At 59.1% G+C, this 16,400-nt stretch carries 16 protein-coding genes and 2 tRNA genes; 12 read left to right on the forward strand and 6 right to left on the reverse strand.

The window, feature by feature from the left end:
* Positions 1 to 79 precede the first annotated feature (79 nt).
* The 6 genes from fliS to INT39_RS05955 all read left to right on the forward strand — a co-directional run bounded on the left by fliS (position 80) and on the right by INT39_RS05955 (position 5,673).
* Positions 80 to 460 carry a flagellar export chaperone FliS gene (fliS, locus tag INT39_RS05930; RefSeq protein WP_193072781.1) on the forward strand — a complete coding sequence of 127 codons (381 nt, stop codon included), beginning with the start codon at positions 80 to 82 and terminating at the stop codon, positions 458 to 460.
* A gap of 19 nt (positions 461 to 479) precedes the next feature.
* Positions 480 to 776 carry a flagellar protein FliT gene (locus INT39_RS05935; RefSeq protein WP_193072783.1) on the forward strand — a complete coding sequence of 99 codons (297 nt, stop codon included), beginning with the start codon at positions 480 to 482 and terminating at the stop codon, positions 774 to 776.
* Between the two features lie 216 nt (positions 777 to 992).
* Positions 993 to 2,486, forward strand: coding sequence for a sigma-54 dependent transcriptional regulator (locus INT39_RS05940; RefSeq protein ID WP_193072786.1), 1,494 nt, complete (start codon positions 993 to 995; stop codon positions 2,484 to 2,486).
* 112 nt (positions 2,487 to 2,598) lie between these two features.
* Entirely contained in the window at positions 2,599 to 3,798 is a 1,200-nt protein-coding gene (locus INT39_RS05945; RefSeq protein WP_193072787.1) for a sensor histidine kinase, read from the forward strand.
* On the forward strand, positions 3,795 to 5,210 hold the full coding sequence (locus INT39_RS05950) for a sigma-54-dependent transcriptional regulator (protein WP_193072788.1): 1,416 nt from the start codon (positions 3,795 to 3,797) through the stop codon (positions 5,208 to 5,210). The genes INT39_RS05945 and INT39_RS05950 overlap by 4 nt, the downstream gene beginning before the upstream one ends.
* A gap of 175 nt (positions 5,211 to 5,385) precedes the next feature.
* A complete protein-coding gene (locus tag INT39_RS05955; protein WP_193072790.1) occupies positions 5,386 to 5,673 on the forward strand; it encodes a hypothetical protein in 288 nt (95 codons plus the stop codon).
* Between the two features lie 105 nt (positions 5,674 to 5,778).
* Here the strand turns inward: INT39_RS05955 and INT39_RS05960 are convergent, their stop codons facing one another.
* Positions 5,779 to 6,639 (reverse strand): alpha/beta fold hydrolase, encoded by an 861-nt coding sequence (locus INT39_RS05960; RefSeq protein ID WP_193072791.1) that lies wholly within the window; start codon positions 6,637 to 6,639, stop codon positions 5,779 to 5,781.
* A 252-nt stretch (positions 6,640 to 6,891) separates the two neighbouring features.
* Between INT39_RS05960 and INT39_RS05965 the strand changes: the two genes are divergently transcribed.
* The 4 genes from INT39_RS05965 (at position 6,892) to INT39_RS05980 (ending at position 9,315) form a co-directional block, all read left to right on the forward strand.
* Positions 6,892 to 7,311, forward strand: a complete 420-nt coding sequence (locus INT39_RS05965; RefSeq protein ID WP_193072793.1) for an HPF/RaiA family ribosome-associated protein — start codon at positions 6,892 to 6,894, stop codon at positions 7,309 to 7,311.
* 122 nt (positions 7,312 to 7,433) lie between these two features.
* A tRNA-Val gene (locus INT39_RS05970) sits at positions 7,434 to 7,509 on the forward strand.
* 13 nt (positions 7,510 to 7,522) lie between these two features.
* A tRNA-Asp gene (locus INT39_RS05975) sits at positions 7,523 to 7,599 on the forward strand.
* A 90-nt stretch (positions 7,600 to 7,689) separates the two neighbouring features.
* Positions 7,690 to 9,315 (forward strand): FMN-binding glutamate synthase family protein, encoded by a 1,626-nt coding sequence (locus tag INT39_RS05980; protein WP_193072794.1) that lies wholly within the window; start codon positions 7,690 to 7,692, stop codon positions 9,313 to 9,315.
* 103 nt (positions 9,316 to 9,418) lie between these two features.
* On the opposite strand, the gene INT39_RS05985 is transcribed toward INT39_RS05980, so the two are convergent.
* The 5 genes from INT39_RS05985 to INT39_RS06005 all read right to left on the reverse strand — a co-directional run bounded on the left by INT39_RS05985 (position 9,419) and on the right by INT39_RS06005 (position 12,707).
* Positions 9,419 to 10,108 (reverse strand): DUF4142 domain-containing protein, encoded by a 690-nt coding sequence (locus INT39_RS05985; RefSeq protein WP_226944578.1) that lies wholly within the window; start codon positions 10,106 to 10,108, stop codon positions 9,419 to 9,421.
* 69 nt (positions 10,109 to 10,177) lie between these two features.
* A complete protein-coding gene (locus INT39_RS05990; protein ID WP_193072796.1) occupies positions 10,178 to 10,927 on the reverse strand; it encodes an alpha/beta hydrolase family protein in 750 nt (249 codons plus the stop codon).
* Positions 10,903 to 12,021 (reverse strand): DUF3182 family protein, encoded by a 1,119-nt coding sequence (locus tag INT39_RS05995; RefSeq protein WP_193072798.1) that lies wholly within the window; start codon positions 12,019 to 12,021, stop codon positions 10,903 to 10,905. Before INT39_RS05995 ends, INT39_RS05990 begins: the two co-directional genes overlap by 25 nt.
* Before the next feature lie 42 nt (positions 12,022 to 12,063).
* On the reverse strand, positions 12,064 to 12,321 hold the full coding sequence (locus tag INT39_RS06000) for a YgaP-like transmembrane domain (RefSeq protein WP_193072799.1): 258 nt from the start codon (positions 12,319 to 12,321) through the stop codon (positions 12,064 to 12,066).
* An 11-nt stretch (positions 12,322 to 12,332) separates the two neighbouring features.
* Positions 12,333 to 12,707 carry a Rho termination factor N-terminal domain-containing protein gene (locus INT39_RS06005; protein WP_193072801.1) on the reverse strand — a complete coding sequence of 125 codons (375 nt, stop codon included), beginning with the start codon at positions 12,705 to 12,707 and terminating at the stop codon, positions 12,333 to 12,335.
* A gap of 179 nt (positions 12,708 to 12,886) precedes the next feature.
* On the opposite strand from INT39_RS06005, the gene INT39_RS06010 reads away from it, so the two are divergent.
* Complete coding sequence (locus tag INT39_RS06010) at positions 12,887 to 13,759, forward strand: Ku protein (RefSeq protein ID WP_193072802.1); 873 nt, start codon at positions 12,887 to 12,889, stop codon at positions 13,757 to 13,759.
* A gap of 32 nt (positions 13,760 to 13,791) precedes the next feature.
* Positions 13,792 to 16,359, forward strand: coding sequence for a DNA ligase D (ligD, locus tag INT39_RS06015; protein ID WP_193072804.1), 2,568 nt, complete (start codon positions 13,792 to 13,794; stop codon positions 16,357 to 16,359).
* Positions 16,360 to 16,400 lie beyond the last annotated feature (41 nt).

Genomic DNA, 16,400 nt, shown 5'->3' on the forward strand with positions numbered 1-16,400 from the left:
GAGAAATTTTCTCCCTCAAGTTTCCCGCTCGCTGCCGATAACTGAGGTATGTGAAACACTTCTTCAGGAATCCTGCCCCATGAATGCCTATGCCATGAAGCAATACCAGACCGTCAACGTTAACGCTCAGGTGACCGAGGCTGACCCGCATCGGTTGATCCAGATGCTGTTGGAAGGTGGTTTGCAGCGGATTGCGCAGGCGAAGGGGGCGATGGAGTATGGCAATGTTGCGCTCAAGGGCGAGCTGATTGGCAAGGCGATGGGGATTGTTGGTGGTCTGCGTGAAGCGGTCGATACCGAGAAAGGTGGCGAAATAGCAGCAAATCTGGATAATCTCTACGCTTTCATGCAGCAGCGGTTAAGTCAGGCTAATCTGAAGAATGACCCGAGCATGCTGGATGATGTCGCCAAATTGTTGCGTGAAATCAAAGAGGGCTGGGACGGCATTCGCCAGTCCTGAGCTCTGTAGGAGACTATCCATGGCCGTTGCCGTTGAACAATTGCAGGAAACCCACAAGGCGCTGATCACCGCTGTGCAGGCAGGTGACTGGCAGCAGGTGGGCGAACTGGACCGGTTATGCCGCGAGCTGGTGCAGCAGGCCATGGCGCAACCCGACCGGGACGAGGCGCTGTTGGCCGAGCTGCTGGGTTCGCTGTCAGAAACCTACCGTGAGGTCATCGGTCTGTGTCAGGCGGTACAGGGCAAGTTGGCTGAGGAGCTGCAGGGCGTTCAGCGTGGCAAGCAGGGCGCCAGGGTTTATCAGATGTTTACTTGACGTTGGCACCAGGGTGAGCTTTTCTGGCACGCTGACATCAAAATGTAGTATTGGTTCCTGCCGTTAATCAGTTATCCGACCGATAGCACCAGAAAGTGCGCCAAGTATTTGACTGGTGAGTCAGTTCGCTCTACCTTGTGTCCTGTACCCGCAATTATGGCGCTGTGCCAGCGCTATTGCCTTGTGCGTGTAAACCAAAAGGACTTCCTGCCTCTCATGCAGCTCAATAGCCATATCCTCCTGATTGACGATTGTTCTCAAAGCCGCCACGACCTCAACCTGGTTCTTGAATTTCTCGGTGAAGATACGCTGTTTACCTCCTCTGCGGTGTGGCAGCAGGACGTGGATGCACATTTGCCTTCTGCGGCGGCGATCAAATGCGTGGTGCTGGGCCAGTGTGAGCATCCGGTTGGCGCAGCTGGGCTGCTGGAGCAGATCGACAAGTGGGACGCACACCTGCCAGTGGTGATGCTGGGTCGTGAGCAGATGGCAAGTTGGCCTGAGCATTTGCGCCAGCGTTTGCTGAGCGTTCTCGAGCCGCCGTTGAGTTACAACCAGTTGCTGGATACCTTGCACAGGGCGCAGGTCTACCGTGAGGTGTTTGCCGAAGGTAGCCAACGCAAGCGCCAGCGCGAGCCGAATCTGTTCCGCAGTCTGGTGGGCACCAGCCGCCCGATCCAGTTGGTACGACAGATGATGAAGCAGGTGGCCGATACCGAGGCCACGGTGCTGATTCTGGGCGACTCGGGTACCGGCAAGGAAGTGGTGGCGCGCAATCTGCATTACCACTCACAGCGTAAAGATGCGCCTTTCGTACCGATCAACTGCGGGGCGATTCCGGCGGAGCTGCTGGAGAGCGAGCTGTTTGGCCACGAGAAAGGTGCCTTCACCGGGGCGATCACCAGCCGGGCGGGGCGCTTTGAGCTGGCGGGCGGCGGTACGCTGTTCCTCGATGAAATCGGCGACATGCCGATGAGCATGCAGGTCAAACTGCTGCGCGTATTGCAGGAGCGCACCTTTGAGCGGGTCGGCAGCAATAAGCTGCAAAAGGCAGACGTTCGCGTCATCGCCGCTACGCACAAGAACCTGGAACAGATGATTATCGACGGGACCTTCCGCGAGGATCTGTACTATCGTCTGCATGTCTTTCCGATCGAGATGCCGCCCCTGCACGAACGCATCGAAGACCTGCCATTGCTGCTCAACGAGCTGATCACCCGGTTGGAAAACGAGAAACGTGGCTCGATCCGCTTCAGCAGCGCGGCGATCATGTCCCTGTGTCAGCACCCCTGGCCGGGTAACGTGCGCGAGTTGGCCAACCTGGTTGAACGCATGGCGATCATGCACCCCCATGGGGTGATTGGGGTCGGCGAGCTGCCGCGCAAATTCCGTTATGTCGAAGACGATCAGGAAGATCTGCGCCAGCAGCGTGGCAATGACAAGGATGGCGACGAGAACCCCTGGAGTCCGAGTGTGTCGGGACTCGACAGTCCGACAGGGTTGCCGCCGGAAGGGCTGGACCTCAAGGAATATCTGGGCGGTCTGGAACAGACGCTGATTCAGCAGGCATTGGATGAGGCAAACTACGTGGTGGCGCGTGCGGCGGAGCGGTTGCGTATTCGCCGGACCACCCTGGTGGAAAAGATGCGCAAATATGGCATTCAGCGTGATACCGATGGCGCGGCCGGTCGGGAACCGTCAGAAGACTGACATTGATTGTCGTTGATTTTATTTATCTTGTTGATTTATAAGGTTTTTATTTTTTTGGCATAAGCCTTGCTTGTCTCCCCTGCAGTAGTGTGTGTAAATCAGGGGAGTCCCGATGGCTGTTACCGCTAGGAATCTGCCGCAGAATGCGCAGGACAGGGAGAAACTGGAGCAGGCCCATGACCTGTTCAGTCGGATGTCCGACCAGCTGCGTGAGTCGCACGGGCTGCTCGAACAGCAGGTTGATCAGTTGCAGGCGCAGCTGGCTGAGGTCAATGCCCAGCGTACCCGTGAGCTGGCGGAAAAGGCCTGCCTGGCCGGCCGTCTGCAGAATCTGCTGGACCTGCTGCCCGGTGGCGTGATCGTGTTGGATGGGCGCGGTGTGGTGCGCGAGGCCAATCCGGCTGCCCGCGAACTGCTCGGCGAACCCCTCGAAGGCCAGCTCTGGCGCGAACTGATCCGTGACCGTTTTGCTCCCCGTGATGATGATTACCACGAAGTCTCCCTGCGCAGCGGCCGTCGTGTGTCGCTGGCGACCCGCTCCCTGCGTGGCGAGCCGGGTCAGATCATTCTGCTGACCGACCTGACCGAAACCCGCCAGCTGCAAACGCAATTGGCGCGTAATGAGCGGTTGTCCGCACTGGGGCGTATGGTCGCTTCACTGGCACATCAGATCCGTACACCGCTGTCGACCGCTTTGCTGTATGCCAGTCATCTGCACCAGCCGGACCTGTCGGTGACGCACCGTCAGCGCTTCAGCCAGCGGCTCAAGGACCGTTTGCAGACCATAGAGCAGCAGGTGCGTGACATGCTGCTGTTTGCCAAGGGCGATCTGCCGCTGACGGATCGGTTATCCGCAGATGAATTCTTTGTCGACCTGCAGCAGCAGGCCGAAATGCTGATCGGTGAGTCGGGGGCAGATTGCCGCTGGGAAGATCGCTGCCCGCCCGGTGTGCAATTGCATTGCAATCGGGAAACCCTGATCGGCGCGGCACTCAATCTGATCGACAATGCCATTCAGGCGGGTACGCCGGTAGCGCGGCTGAAGGTCTGCCAGCGCCTGCAGGAAGGGCGGCTGAGCCTGAGCGTGGTGGATGTCGGGCGGGGCATGACGCCGGCTGAATTGGCCAAGATCGGTGAACCTTTTTATACCACTCGTGCCCAGGGAACCGGGTTGGGTGTGTCTGTGGTTAAGTCGGTTGCCCATGCCCATGGTGGCGCGTTTCTGCTGCGCAGCCGGGCGGGGCAGGGTACCTGGGCTGAACTGGTCTTGCCGGTGCAGCCTCCGGCGATCGCTGGAGGAGCTTTGGCATGAAAGGCCCGCGCATTCTATTGGTGGAAGACGACAAGGCGCTACGTGAGGCGCTGGCCGATACCCTCATGCTGGGCGGTTACGATTATCTGGAAGCGGCGGATGGCGAGCAGGCGCTGGCGGTGCTGCAACGGCACAACGTGGCGATGGTCATCAGTGACGTGAACATGCCGGGGATGGACGGGCATGCGCTGCTGCGCGTGTTGCGCGAGCGGCACCCGCAGTTGCCGGTGCTGCTGATGACTGCTTATGGCACGGTACAGAATGCTGTGGAAGCCATGCGTGATGGTGCGGTGGATTATCTGGTCAAGCCGTTCGAGCCATCGGCGTTGCTGGATCTGGTGGCCCTGCATGCCCAGGGCCGGCTGCGGGCTGGGACGGACAATGGGCCGGTGGCGGTCGATCCATCCAGTCAGCAGTTGTTGCAGTTGGCGCAGCGGGTGGCGGCCAGCGATTCGACGGTGTTGATCTCCGGGGAATCGGGTACGGGCAAGGAGGTGCTGGCGCGCTACATCCACCAGCAATCGCCCCGCGCCAGTCAGCCGTACATCGCCATCAACTGCGCGGCGATTCCGGAGAACATGCTTGAGGCAACACTGTTCGGGCATGAGAAAGGCGCTTTTACCGGGGCGGTGGCCGCAGCGCCGGGCAAGTTCGAGCAGGCCAATGGCGGTACGCTGCTGCTGGATGAAATCTCGGAAATGCCGCTGGCGTTGCAGGCCAAGCTGTTGCGGGTGATTCAGGAGCGCGAGGTTGAGCGGGTGGGCGGGCGCAAGCTGATCCAGCTGGACATCCGCATCATCGCCACCACCAACCGCGATATGCCCGGCGAAGTGGCTGCCGGGCGTTTCCGTGAGGATCTGTATTACCGTCTGGGTGTATTCCCGCTGCAGTGGCAGCCATTGCGCGAGCGTCCGGCGGATATCCTGCCGATTGCCGAGCGGCTGCTGGCCAAGCATATCGGCAAGATGAACCAGAGCCCGGTACGCTTCGCGCCGGATGCCTGCCAGGCGCTGCAGCAGCATGCCTGGCCGGGTAACGTGCGTGAGCTGGATAATGCCGTACAGCGGGCGCTGATATTGCAGCAGGGTGGCGTGATTCGGGCGTTGGATCTGTGTCTGGCCACTGCGCCTGGTACTTCCATCATGCCGAGTGATATCTGGACACCGCCTATTGCGCCTTTCGCGACCAGTGAGCCGGCTGTGGCATCGGCTATGCCGGCGGTCGGCAGTGGGCTGGGGCATGATGTGAAGCAGCGCGAGTATCAACTCATCATCGACACCCTGCGGAGCGAACGCGGCCGCCGCAAGGAAACCGCTGAAAGACTCGGGATCAGCCCGCGGACGCTGCGTTACAAACTGGCACAGATGCGGGATGCCGGGCTGGATGTGGAAGGGAAGTTGTTTGCGGGGTAATACTCTCGAATCCTGTATCTGATGGTTCCCACGCGGAGCATGGGAACCATCGTTTGAGGTAAGCTCCGCGTCTACCTGCCACTCCGATCGTTCCCCTCGACCCCTACCAGACAGTTGGCACTTGCGCGATTGCGGCCTGTCCAAATGCATGGACCCATTACATGTGGAGAATTTCATGCGACTTACTTATCTGACTATTCCCCTGTTTGCCCTGGTACTGGCAGGCTGTGGTGACGATGATGCTGATACGGCTTTGCCTATGGACAATGAGGTGCCAGCGGAAGAAGCCTATGGCACGCCGGCTGATCCTGCCGACCTGCCGATGAATGACACCCCAGCGCCTACCAATGAGCCCATGCCACCTGCTGAAGATCCCATGACGCCGGAAGACGATACCCTGCGCGACGAGTTGGACAGGGAGCCGGGGCTGGGTACCGAGCCGGGCGGGTCGCCCAATGAGTAGGTTGATCCGGGTGTCGACAGTGATACTCCTCAGAACCCAGAGGTGATGGGCTCTGAGGAGTACTGGCGGAAATAGCGCGCCTGACCTCAATCAGAGAGTGATGGCTCAGCCAACCATCGCCAGGCGCACATCGTCAGCATCCGCTGCCAATAGAAACCGCTCTACCGCCTCACGCATATCGTCCCAGGCCGTTTTGTGCTCGGTTTCCAGAAAGTGCCCGGCGTTGCGGATGGTGATGTACTCCGAGCGCCGCGCCAGATCGGCAAAATACAGCGCATCGGTCGGTGTGGTGTATTCATCCAGCTCGCCATTGAGAAACAGCAGAGGCACATCTATGTTGCCCACGCATTGCATATAGCGGTCGGCATCCAGGCTCAGAACCTGGCGGATATGAAAGAGCATCTGCGCGTATTCGTGTTCTTCCAGTGTGGATACATGCCGGAAGTTGCAACGCTTGAACAGCGGCGGCAGGTGCTTGCCGATGGTGTCATTGACCAGGGTGGCGATCTTGTGGCGATCACCGGCTGCCAGGCACTCCTGGCCGCTTACCAGGTAATCGATCATGGGGCGGTTCAGTACCGGGGAAAAAGAGCTGATCACCGCCCGCTTGATGCGCGCTGGCCGTTGCGCCAGGGCCAGCAGCGTCGATACCGCACCCCAGGAGAAGGACATCACCTGGTCGGCACGGAAGTGTTCGATCAGATCCAGCAGAATCAGCGCCTCATCTTCCTTGCCGAGCATGGGCAGGGACGGGTTGTGCGGTCGTGACGTGCCGGAGTAGGGCTGGTCGAACAGCACCACGTTGAACAATGGCTGCAGAAAGCGCAGGGCCTGATGAAAAGAGGCGCTGGTCGCCAGCGAGCCATTGACCAGGATAATGGTGCTGTTGCTCCGCGGATTGGGGTAGAAGCGTGTCTGCACCTTCAGATCACCCTGCACCTGCACCACTGCCTTTTCTGCATACATGTCCAACACCTCGCAAAGCTGAATGTCACTGGGGTGTAGTTAAACCCATGGAGATGACAGCCGGGTTGCAGCAGATGACCGTTCGGCGGAGAGGCGAGGCGGGGTGCCATTGCGCCCGGCGGTCTCCTCGGCAATATCTTGTGTCGAGAAGAGTTGACATGAATCATGCCCAAAGTGCGGCAAGATGGCGTAGTCTGGTCATACTGCAATAAGAACTGCAGGTTTCCGAATCAAGATGAAGAGGGAAAGCTTATGCAAATTCAGGTTCATGGCGACAATCACGTTGAAGGCAGTGCGCGTCTGTCAGAGTGGGTAAGTGCCAGCATCAGCAGCAAGCTGGAGCGCTTTGATGATCAGGTGACCCGAGTCGTTGTGCATATCGCCGATGAGAACGGCGATAAGGCTGGCGCCAAGGACAAGCGTTGTCAGATCGAAGCTCGGCCCAAGGGGCAGCAGCCGGTCTCCGTTACGCATAAGGCCGAGTCGGTCAATCTGGCTGTCGATGGGGCTATTGAAAAGCTCAACACTTCCCTGACCAGCCTGTACGGTAAATTACGCAGCAAACGCGCGCTCTCGCAGCACGCTCCCGAAGCGGTAGCCCCTGCGGGTCAGGACGCCTTGCTGGAAGAGGACTTTCTGGCTGAAGAGCAATCGCGCAGCGCTGGAGAGTAGGTTCCCCACCGGGGCAGCAGGGGCTTACCTGCTGCCCGCATCGTTGTACCTCAGCTTTTTTACCGTAGCGATTGCCATAACGGTAAAACCTGTCTAGAATGCGCTCCACTTCGAGAGTATATGGGTGATTAGCTCAGCTGGGAGAGCATCTGCTTTACACGCAGAGGGTCGGCGGTTCGATCCCGTCATCACCCACCACTCGAGGTAACGCGCAGTGGTAGTTCAGTTGGTTAGAATACCGGCCTGTCACGCCGGGGGTCGCGGGTTCGAGTCCCGTCCACTGCGCCATATCCGAAACCCTCGCATCGAAAGATGCGAGGGTTTTTTCGTTGTGCGCTCCTGATAGACTCGGTGGCTGATCTGTCACCGGGAGCTGGAATGAATCTGTCACTGTTCAATCGCTACACCTTCTTCGCCTTGTGCGTCCTGTTCACCTTGCTGAGTCTGCCGTTTCTGTTCACGGTGAGCTGGCTGTGGCCATTTACCGTGATTACCGGGGCGCTCAGCCTGCTCGGCATATTTGATCTGCTCCAACAGAAGCATGCCGTGCGCCGCAATTATCCGATTCTTGGCAATGTCCGTTATCTGGTGGAAAGCATCCGCCCGGAAATCCGCCAGTATCTGATCGAGAGCGATAATGAGCAGCTGCCGTTTTCCCGGGCGCAGCGTTCGCTGGTGTATGCCCGGGCCAAGAACCAGACGGCCGATACGCCCTTCGGCACGCTGAAGGATGTCAATCAGGTCGGTTATGAATTCATCAGCCATTCAATGTTGCCGGTGGTGCATGGCAACCCGGATGAGTTTCGCGTGGAGATCGGCGGGCCGCAGTGTCTCCAGCCGTATTCGGCATCGGTATTCAATATTTCCGCCATGAGCTTCGGCTCGCTGAGTGCCAATGCCATCGAGGCACTGAACAAGGGCGCGCGGTTGGGCAACTTTGCGCATGACACCGGGGAGGGCAGCATCAGCCCTTATCACCTTGAACACGGCGGCGATCTGATCTGGGAGCTGGGCAGCGGCTATTTCGGCTGTCGTGACGACAACGGTGCCTTTGATCCGGAGCGTTTCGCCACCCAGGCCCGCCGGCCCCAGGTGAAGATGATCGAAATCAAGCTGAGTCAGGGCGCCAAGCCCGGGCATGGCGGAATTCTGCCCAAGCACAAGATCAGCGCGGAAATTGCCGCTACACGCGGTATCCCTCAGGACCGAGACTGTGTTTCGCCGGCCAGGCACACTACCTTTTCCACGCCGGTCGAACTGCTGCAGTTCATCCAGCGCCTGCGCGACCTGGCCGAAGGTAAGCCGGTGGGCTTCAAGCTCTGCCTGGGGCACCCGTGGGAATTCATGGCCATTGCCAAGGCCATGCTGGAGACGGGCATAGTGCCGGACTTTATTGTCGTTGACGGCAAGGAGGGCGGGACCGGGGCGGCGCCGCTGGAATTCACCAATCATATTGGTGCGCCGCTGCGTGAGGCGGTGATGTTCGTGCACAACACCTTGGTGGGCGTCGGGCTGCGGGATCAGATCCGTATCGGTGCCAGTGGCAAGATCATCAGCGCGTTCGATATTGCCTCGGTGCTGGCGATAGGTGCCGACTGGGTGAATTCTGCGCGGGGCTTCATGTTTGCCATCGGGTGCATCCAGTCACGCAGCTGTCATACCAACACTTGCCCGACCGGCGTCGCCACCCAGGACCCTCTGCGCCAGCGGGCGCTGGTGGTACCGGACAAGGCGCAGCGGGTGTACCACTTCCACCGCAACACCATGATTGCGTTATCGGAGATGCTGGCGGCGGCGGGTTTGTCCCACCCAAATCAGCTGGAGCCACGTTTTCTGGTACACAGATTGTCCGCCACCGAGATCAAGCTGTACTCGCAGATGCACGTCTACCTGAAGCCCGGTGCGTTGCTCAGCGGGGAGGTGGAGGGGGAGTTTTATCAGCGGATGTGGTCGATGGCGCGGGCGGACAGTTTCGAGGCGGCTGCACCGGCGGCGGCCAGTTGAGCCCTCCCATAAAGGTCAATCCCAAAGCGCTGTATTCTCGGCATGAATAAAAAAAGGCCCGGAATAGTCCGGGCCTCAAACAACACCGAAGGAGCATTCGATGTCAGTCTTCGGGGGTGGCCTCGACCAGCGCCTGGGCCTGTTTCAGGTGATCCTTGAGCTTCGGCAGAGTCTCCTTGGCGAAGGCTGCCACTTCGGCATCATCTGAGCGCGCAGCTTTTTCAAACAGCTCAATGGTCTGCTCATGGGCGACGACCTGGTTGTTGGCATAGGCCGCATCAAAGGATTCGCCATCGCGGGCCTGAAGGATCATGGTCTTGGCCTTGTCCATCAGTGTGGCTTCATCGGAAATCTCCAGATTCTTGGAGGCTGCCAGTTCGGCCATCTTCTCATTGGCTGCTGCGTGATCCTTGATCATCATCTCGGCGAATTTCTTCACCTCAGCTGACTGAGACTCTTCCAGGGCTTTCTGTCCGGTTTCGATTTCCGCTACCCCCTTGGCTGAGGCTTCCTCAAGAAAGTCCTCCGCATCAATGGTGTCGTTATCGGTGTTCATACCCGCCATGCCACCATCGACATCATCATGGCTGCGAATGGCGCCGGTGGTATCAGCGCTGCCGCCATCACCGGTGGTGGCTGGCGTCCCAGTCGGGCCGGAAGTCTGGGTGGATCTGTCTATCCCATATGTCGGTTCGTTGCTGGTCGTCTGGGCAACTGCGGTTCCGCAACCCAGAGCCACTGACATCACGGCGCAGGCCAAGAGCTTCAAGTGTGTCGGTTTCGCGTTATGCATATCTCACCTCTACTTTCGGATATGTATTTAGTAGAGAAAAAAGTGGCCACCAAGGTTCAACCTAAATCATCATGACAAGTGGCCAACCCGGTCGCCAATGATCATTTCGCTGATCCAGTTGGTCAGGATGGTGGTATAGGCGTGCTGGCAACGTTCGCTGGACAGACCGTGGTCGGCGCCATCAATGATGCGGTGGGTCATGGAATGCGCTTTGCGGCAGGAGGAGCGGTAATTCATGATGGTGTCGTGCGGCACGTGTTCATCATGTTCTGACTCGACGATCAAGACATCGCCCTCGAAGGTGGCACAAGCGCTCAGCGCCCGATTGTCCAGCGGGCCGAGGATGCTTTGCCGATATTGCATCAGCTGCTGACGGTCCAGCTGCTGCTTGGGCGTACTCCATTGCTCATCCCAGTACAGCGCCGGCACCCGCATGGCCAGCCAGCGCACCGGCCGCAAGGTGGTGAGGATAGTTGCCAGGTAACCACCGTAGCTGGTACCGATAACAGCAATGCGGTCCGGGTCTGTGGAGGGGTGTTCGGCGAGGCGGTCATAGGCGACCAGAATATCTTCAAGATTGTGCCCACGGGTTACCGTCTGTTTCTGCAGCAGGGTCTTCTCGTGACCGCGCAGGTCGAAGGTCAGGCAGACGCAGCCGAGACCGGCAATGTTCTTGGCGCGCATCATATCGCGGGTCTGGCTGCCACCCCAGCCGTGTACGAAGAGAATGCCGGGCATCTGGTGATGTGGGGCGAGAAGGGTGCCGGCAATCTGTTCATGATCAACCGTCAGTTCTATACTTTCGCTGGTTGCTGCCATGGGCTGATCCTTACTCCGATGGTGATGGGGCCTGTCGCCGGCGCATCGCCCTGATGCAGCACGGCAACCCCCTGCGGAACGACTGGCGCGTAGCCATAGACCTCCCAGCTGGATGCCTGCAGGCGCTGCAGTGTCGGGTCGGCGGCAAAGGCTTCCATGGCATGGATCTCTGCACTGCTGGCACCGCCGATGCGCCATGACTGTTCCAGTACACCGCTGCATTGCCGTCCGGCTGGGTTGATACCCACCGCCACGTCGCAATTGCGTCGGGAGGCAATGAAACCGGGAAAAACTGCTTCCGCGGCCTGCTCGTACCGCTGTGCCTGAAGAATGGCTTCGCGTGCCACAGGCTGGTTCATCTGCTGCAATAGCGCGCTGTAATCGCCGCGCACCACCCACAGGTCGGAGCCGCCGTAGACATCTTCGCCGTCGTTGGCTCGAGTCAGATTCTGAGTTCCGAAGTAGCTGGCAGTGATGCCGGCGATGCGGACCTGGCCGACGCTGTAGGTCTTCACTGACAGCAGGTTCTGTTCCAGCACCACACCATGTCGTCGTATCAGGGCGGCATCCTGCTGTCCGAGCCAAGCCTCCAGTTCGGCCAGGGATTGAATGACCTGCTGTCCGCGCCCGGCGCGTCCCAGTACGGCCTTGGTACGCAACGGGCCCTGCTCAAGCAATATGCGTCCGGCGCGTAGGGCATCATCTGCGTCGAAGGCGCTGAAACCAGGGAGGACTACATTCGCAGCCAGCTCCATGAAAGCATCAGTCCAGCCGATGGGTGCCGTGGCGTTGTTGCTGACCAGAGGGTGGGAGATGGCCTTGGTCGCCATGAAGGGCTGGGCAACCACACCGCCGAACAGGTCGTTGTCAGTACTGATCATCGGTTGCGGCGCGACCAGGGTGGTATCGGGAATGACGTACAGGTCCGGCTGGGTTACCTGACTTCCTTCGCGCACTCCGGCAAACTCGATGCCGAGCAAGGCTGCAATCTTGTCTCCCAGCAGCTGATGGACATGGCGTTCATGTGCCGATGCCTGCTTTTCGGTGGCGAGCAGGACGACTGTGGATTTGCCAGGCGAGTTGAATGTGTCCAACGAGCGCTCTCCCGAATATCAACGTGGTATCTGGCACACGCATTACTTGGGCCGACTGGCAGGTGGCGTGACGCGTTGTGCACGCACGTTGCGCAGTCGTTGCTTAGTCGGGCTATAACCCCGTGCGCCGCGATAAACCGCTGCCGCGCCGAGGGCGAGGTTGATCAGGCGCATCGGCCCTGGCCGCGCCAGACCTCTGCCAATCAGCAACAAACCACCACCGATCGATACCCACTTCTCGGTGCTGCTTACATTCTTCGCCGCTGGTTTTCTGGTCAGTTCGCGTAGTATCCGGTACATGCTTTTCTCCTTCAGTCAGCCTTGCGCAACGCGTTCACCAGCTCTTGTTTGCGCATGGTGGAGCGGCCTTTGATGTCCTTCGCACGCGCTTTGCTCATCAATTGGTCTTTGGTCTGACCCTGCAGAGAGGCCGAGCGAGACCCTGCCTTGCGTGTGGCAGCAGCCTGTTTGGCTGAATCACTGCGCGACTCCTCCTTGCTGCTGGCGGATTTTTTCTGGCCGGAACCACCTGTACGGTTGCCGCCGCCGGATTGCTTGTTGACGGTGGCCCAGGCGCGGGACTCGGCTTCCTTCTTCGAGACGCCTTTGCGCTCGTAGCTTTTCTCTATGTGTTCGGCCTTGCGTTCCTGTTTGTCTGTGTACTTGTCTTTATCACCTTGTGGCATGTTGATTCTCCCGTTCAGACTCGACCCGAGTCTCGGCTGGCCCGTATGAGTGGCCCATATGAAAATACAGACCTCCTGCGCCGGGGGGATGGTTCATTGTTTTTTCCGGCGAGCGGCTACCTGAACTTTTGCATTGGCTGCCGGGTCATCCGTAGACAATGGCCGGGAGTAGCAAAGTTATGGCACGGGCAATCTGGAAAGGCGCAATCAGTTTCGGGCTGGTTCATATTCCGGTGTCGCTGGTCTCTGCCACCCGCTCAGGCGGGATCGACTTCGACTGGCTGGACGAAAGAACCATGGACCCGGTCGGGTACAAGCGGATCAACAAGGTGACCGGCAAGGAAGTGGCGTCCGAGCATATCGTCAAGGGCGTGGAGTTCGAGAAAGACCGTTACGTCATCATCAGCGAGGACGAGATCAAGGCGGCACTCCCCGAGGCCACGCGGACCATTGATATTTTTTCCTTTATCGACAGCGCGGCAATCCCACTACTGAATATTTCCAAGCCCTATTTCCTCAGCCCCGACCGCCGTGGCGAGAAGGTGTATGCCTTGCTGCGCGAAACCCTGCTCAGCACCGGCAAGGTGGCACTGGCCAACGTGGTGGTGCGCACCAAACAGAGCCTGGCGGCGCTGATGCCGCTGGACTCGGCGTTGGTGTTGATCATGCTGCGCTGGCCTTCCGAAGTGCGCGCTGTATCGCATCTCGATCTGAAAGCAGATGTGACGGACGCCAAGCTAACCAAGAAAGAGCTGGATATGGCCAAGCGGCTGGTGGAAGACATGGAAGCCGAATGGGAGCCGGACGAATACCGCAATACCTTCGAGGACGAGATCATGGCGCTGGTTGAGGAAAAGGCCAATGCCGGCGAGATTCAGGCGGTGGAAGCCGAGGAGGAGGATGAGGAACGTCAGACGGCCGATGTGGTAGACCTGACCGAATTGTTGAAGCGCAGCCTCGGCGGCGGCAAGGCTACCAAAGGGGGCAAGAGCGGCTCGCGCAAGTCCGATGACGTGGACTCTGCCCCAGCCCGCAAAAAGAAATCCGGCTGAGTGCTGGATAAATACCGCGTGGAGCATTGGCAGTGCCCAGACCTCTCACTGAATACAACCGAAAACGGGATTTCCAGAAGACCCGCGAACCGCCCGGCAAGACAGCGCGAGATAAGCGCGCGGATGCCGGTTCACTGAGCTTCGTCATCCAGAAGCATGCTGCTCGGCATCTGCATTACGATTTCCGCCTGGAGCTGGATGGCACCCTGGTGAGTTGGGCGGTGCCCAAAGGCCCGAGTCTGGACCCGAAGAACAAGCGGTTGGCGGTGCACGTGGAAGACCATCCGCTGAGCTACGGCAGTTTCGAGGGCAGCATTCCCAAGGGGCAGTACGGCGGAGGCGATGTCATTGTCTGGGATCAGGGTATCTGGCAGCCCGAGGGCGACGCCACCAAGGCCTACCGTGACGGTAAACTGAAATTCACTCTTGTCGGTGAAAAACTGACCGGTAACTGGACCCTGGTGCGCACCCGCCTGCCGGGGAGCGGTGACAAAGAACAGTGGCTGCTGATCAAGGAGAAGGACCATGCCGCCCGCGATGCCGATGAATACGATGTGTTGCGCGAACGTCCTGAAAGTGTGGTATCCGGTTCGGTAATCGATGAGAAAACCGGACGCACCATGGCCGCTGATCTGACCGCCAAACCCAAGGCAAGCAAGGCCGCAGCCAAGCCTGCGGCGAAAGGGAAAAAAGGCAGAGCCAGCGCCAGATCTGGTAGTGAAATATTCCCCGAGATGCTCGGCCCACAACTTGCCACGCTGGCAAGCCAACCGCCGGCAGGCGACTGGCGTTACGAAATCAAGTTTGACGGTTACCGCCTGATGGTGCGTATTGATGCCAAAGGCAAGGTCAACATCTTTACCCGCAATGGCCATGACTGGAGCCGCCAGCTACCTGAGCAATGTCGGGAGCTGGCCGCGCTGGGGCTGAAGAGCAGCTGGCTGGATGGCGAAGTGGTGGTGCTCAATGAGGACGGCATGCCGGACTTTCAGGCGTTGCAGAATGCCTTTGATACCGAACGCAGCCAGCGGATGATGTTCTACCTGTTTGATGCCCCTTTTCTGAATGGTGAGGATCTGCGCCAGCAGCCGCTGGAAGCACGACGCGGTGCTCTGGAACAGATGTTATCCGGGCAGGCGGGTGAGTTGCTGCGGTTTTCCGATACCTTTGAGGCGGATTACGCTTCGATCTTCAAGAGCGCCTGCGCTATGTCTCTGGAAGGCGTTATCGGCAAACGGGCCGGCAGCTCATATGTGTCACGGCGTAGCGCCGACTGGATCAAGCTCAAGTGCAAGCAGCGCCAGGAATTCGTGATCATCGGCTTTACCGCACCCAAGGGTAGCCGTACTGGCTTCGGTTCGTTGTTGCTGGGTGTGAATACCAAGGATAACGATGAGTTGATCTACGCCGGCCGCGTCGGTACCGGCTTCAATCAGGCGCGCATCAGTGCCATCCATAAACAGCTCAAGGCAATCCGGCAGGATCGGCAGCCGGTCAAGGGGACCGTTCCCGACGCGCGCACCGTCACCTGGGTCAAGCCGCAACGGGTATGCGAAGTGGAGTTTGCCGAATGGACTGGCGCGGGAGTTATCCGCCAACCGGTGTTCGTTTCTCTGCGCACTGACAAACCGGCTCAGGAGATTGTGCGGGAAGAACCCATGGCACCTGAACAGGTGGAGAAGGTCATGGGGCGCAAACGGATATCCGGCAAGGTGGCCGGGGTCAAGATCAGCAATGCGCAGCGGGTGATTGACCCACTCAGTGGTGCTACCAAGGGGGATCTTGCGACCTTCTACGAGAGCATTTCTGACTGGACGATGCCACATCTGGCTGGTCGGCCGGTATCGCTATTGCGTGCGCCGGAAGGAGTGGAGGGCGAGCAGTTCTTCCAGAAACATGCAGAGCGCCTGGCCATACCGAATATCCGCCATCTCGACCCGGCACTGGACCCAGAGCATGGCAGCTACATGGAAGTGAATAATGTTCGCGCCCTGATCGGGGCGGTGCAGATGGGCACTATCGAATTTCATACCTGGGGATCGAGCAGCAGCAATATCGACAAGCCCGACCGCATCACTCTGGATCTGGACCCGGGTGATGGTCTGCCTTGGAGAAGCATGATTGAAGCCACCGAGCTGGTGCTCGCGGTGCTGGATGAGCTGGGCTTGGAAAGCTGGTTGAAAACCAGTGGCGGCAAGGGCATGCATATTGTCATTCCGCTTGCCCGGCATGCCGATTGGGAAACGGCCAAGGCGTTCAGCAAGGCGATCTCCAGCTTTGTCACCCGGCAGCTGCCGGACCGCTTCACCGACAAGATGGGGCCGCGCAACCGGGTCGGCAAGATATTTATCGATTACCTGCGTAACCAGCACGGCGCCAGTACTGTGGCAGCCTATTCGGTCAGGGCGCGTCCGGGGCTTGCGGTCTCGGTACCTATTGCACGGGACGAACTGAAGGAACTGCGCAGCGCAGCGCAATGGCATATTGGTAATATGCACGAGCGCCTTGCGCAATTGGCAGAGGATCCCTGGGCCGGATACCGCAATCGTCAACGTATCAAGCAGAGTTACTGGGAGCGGTTGAACGCAAAAGCCCCCTGAAAAAGGGGGCTTGAAAAATGGCTATTTAGCGGGGCTGTGTG

This window comes from Pseudomonas sp. FME51, from assembly GCF_014897305.1.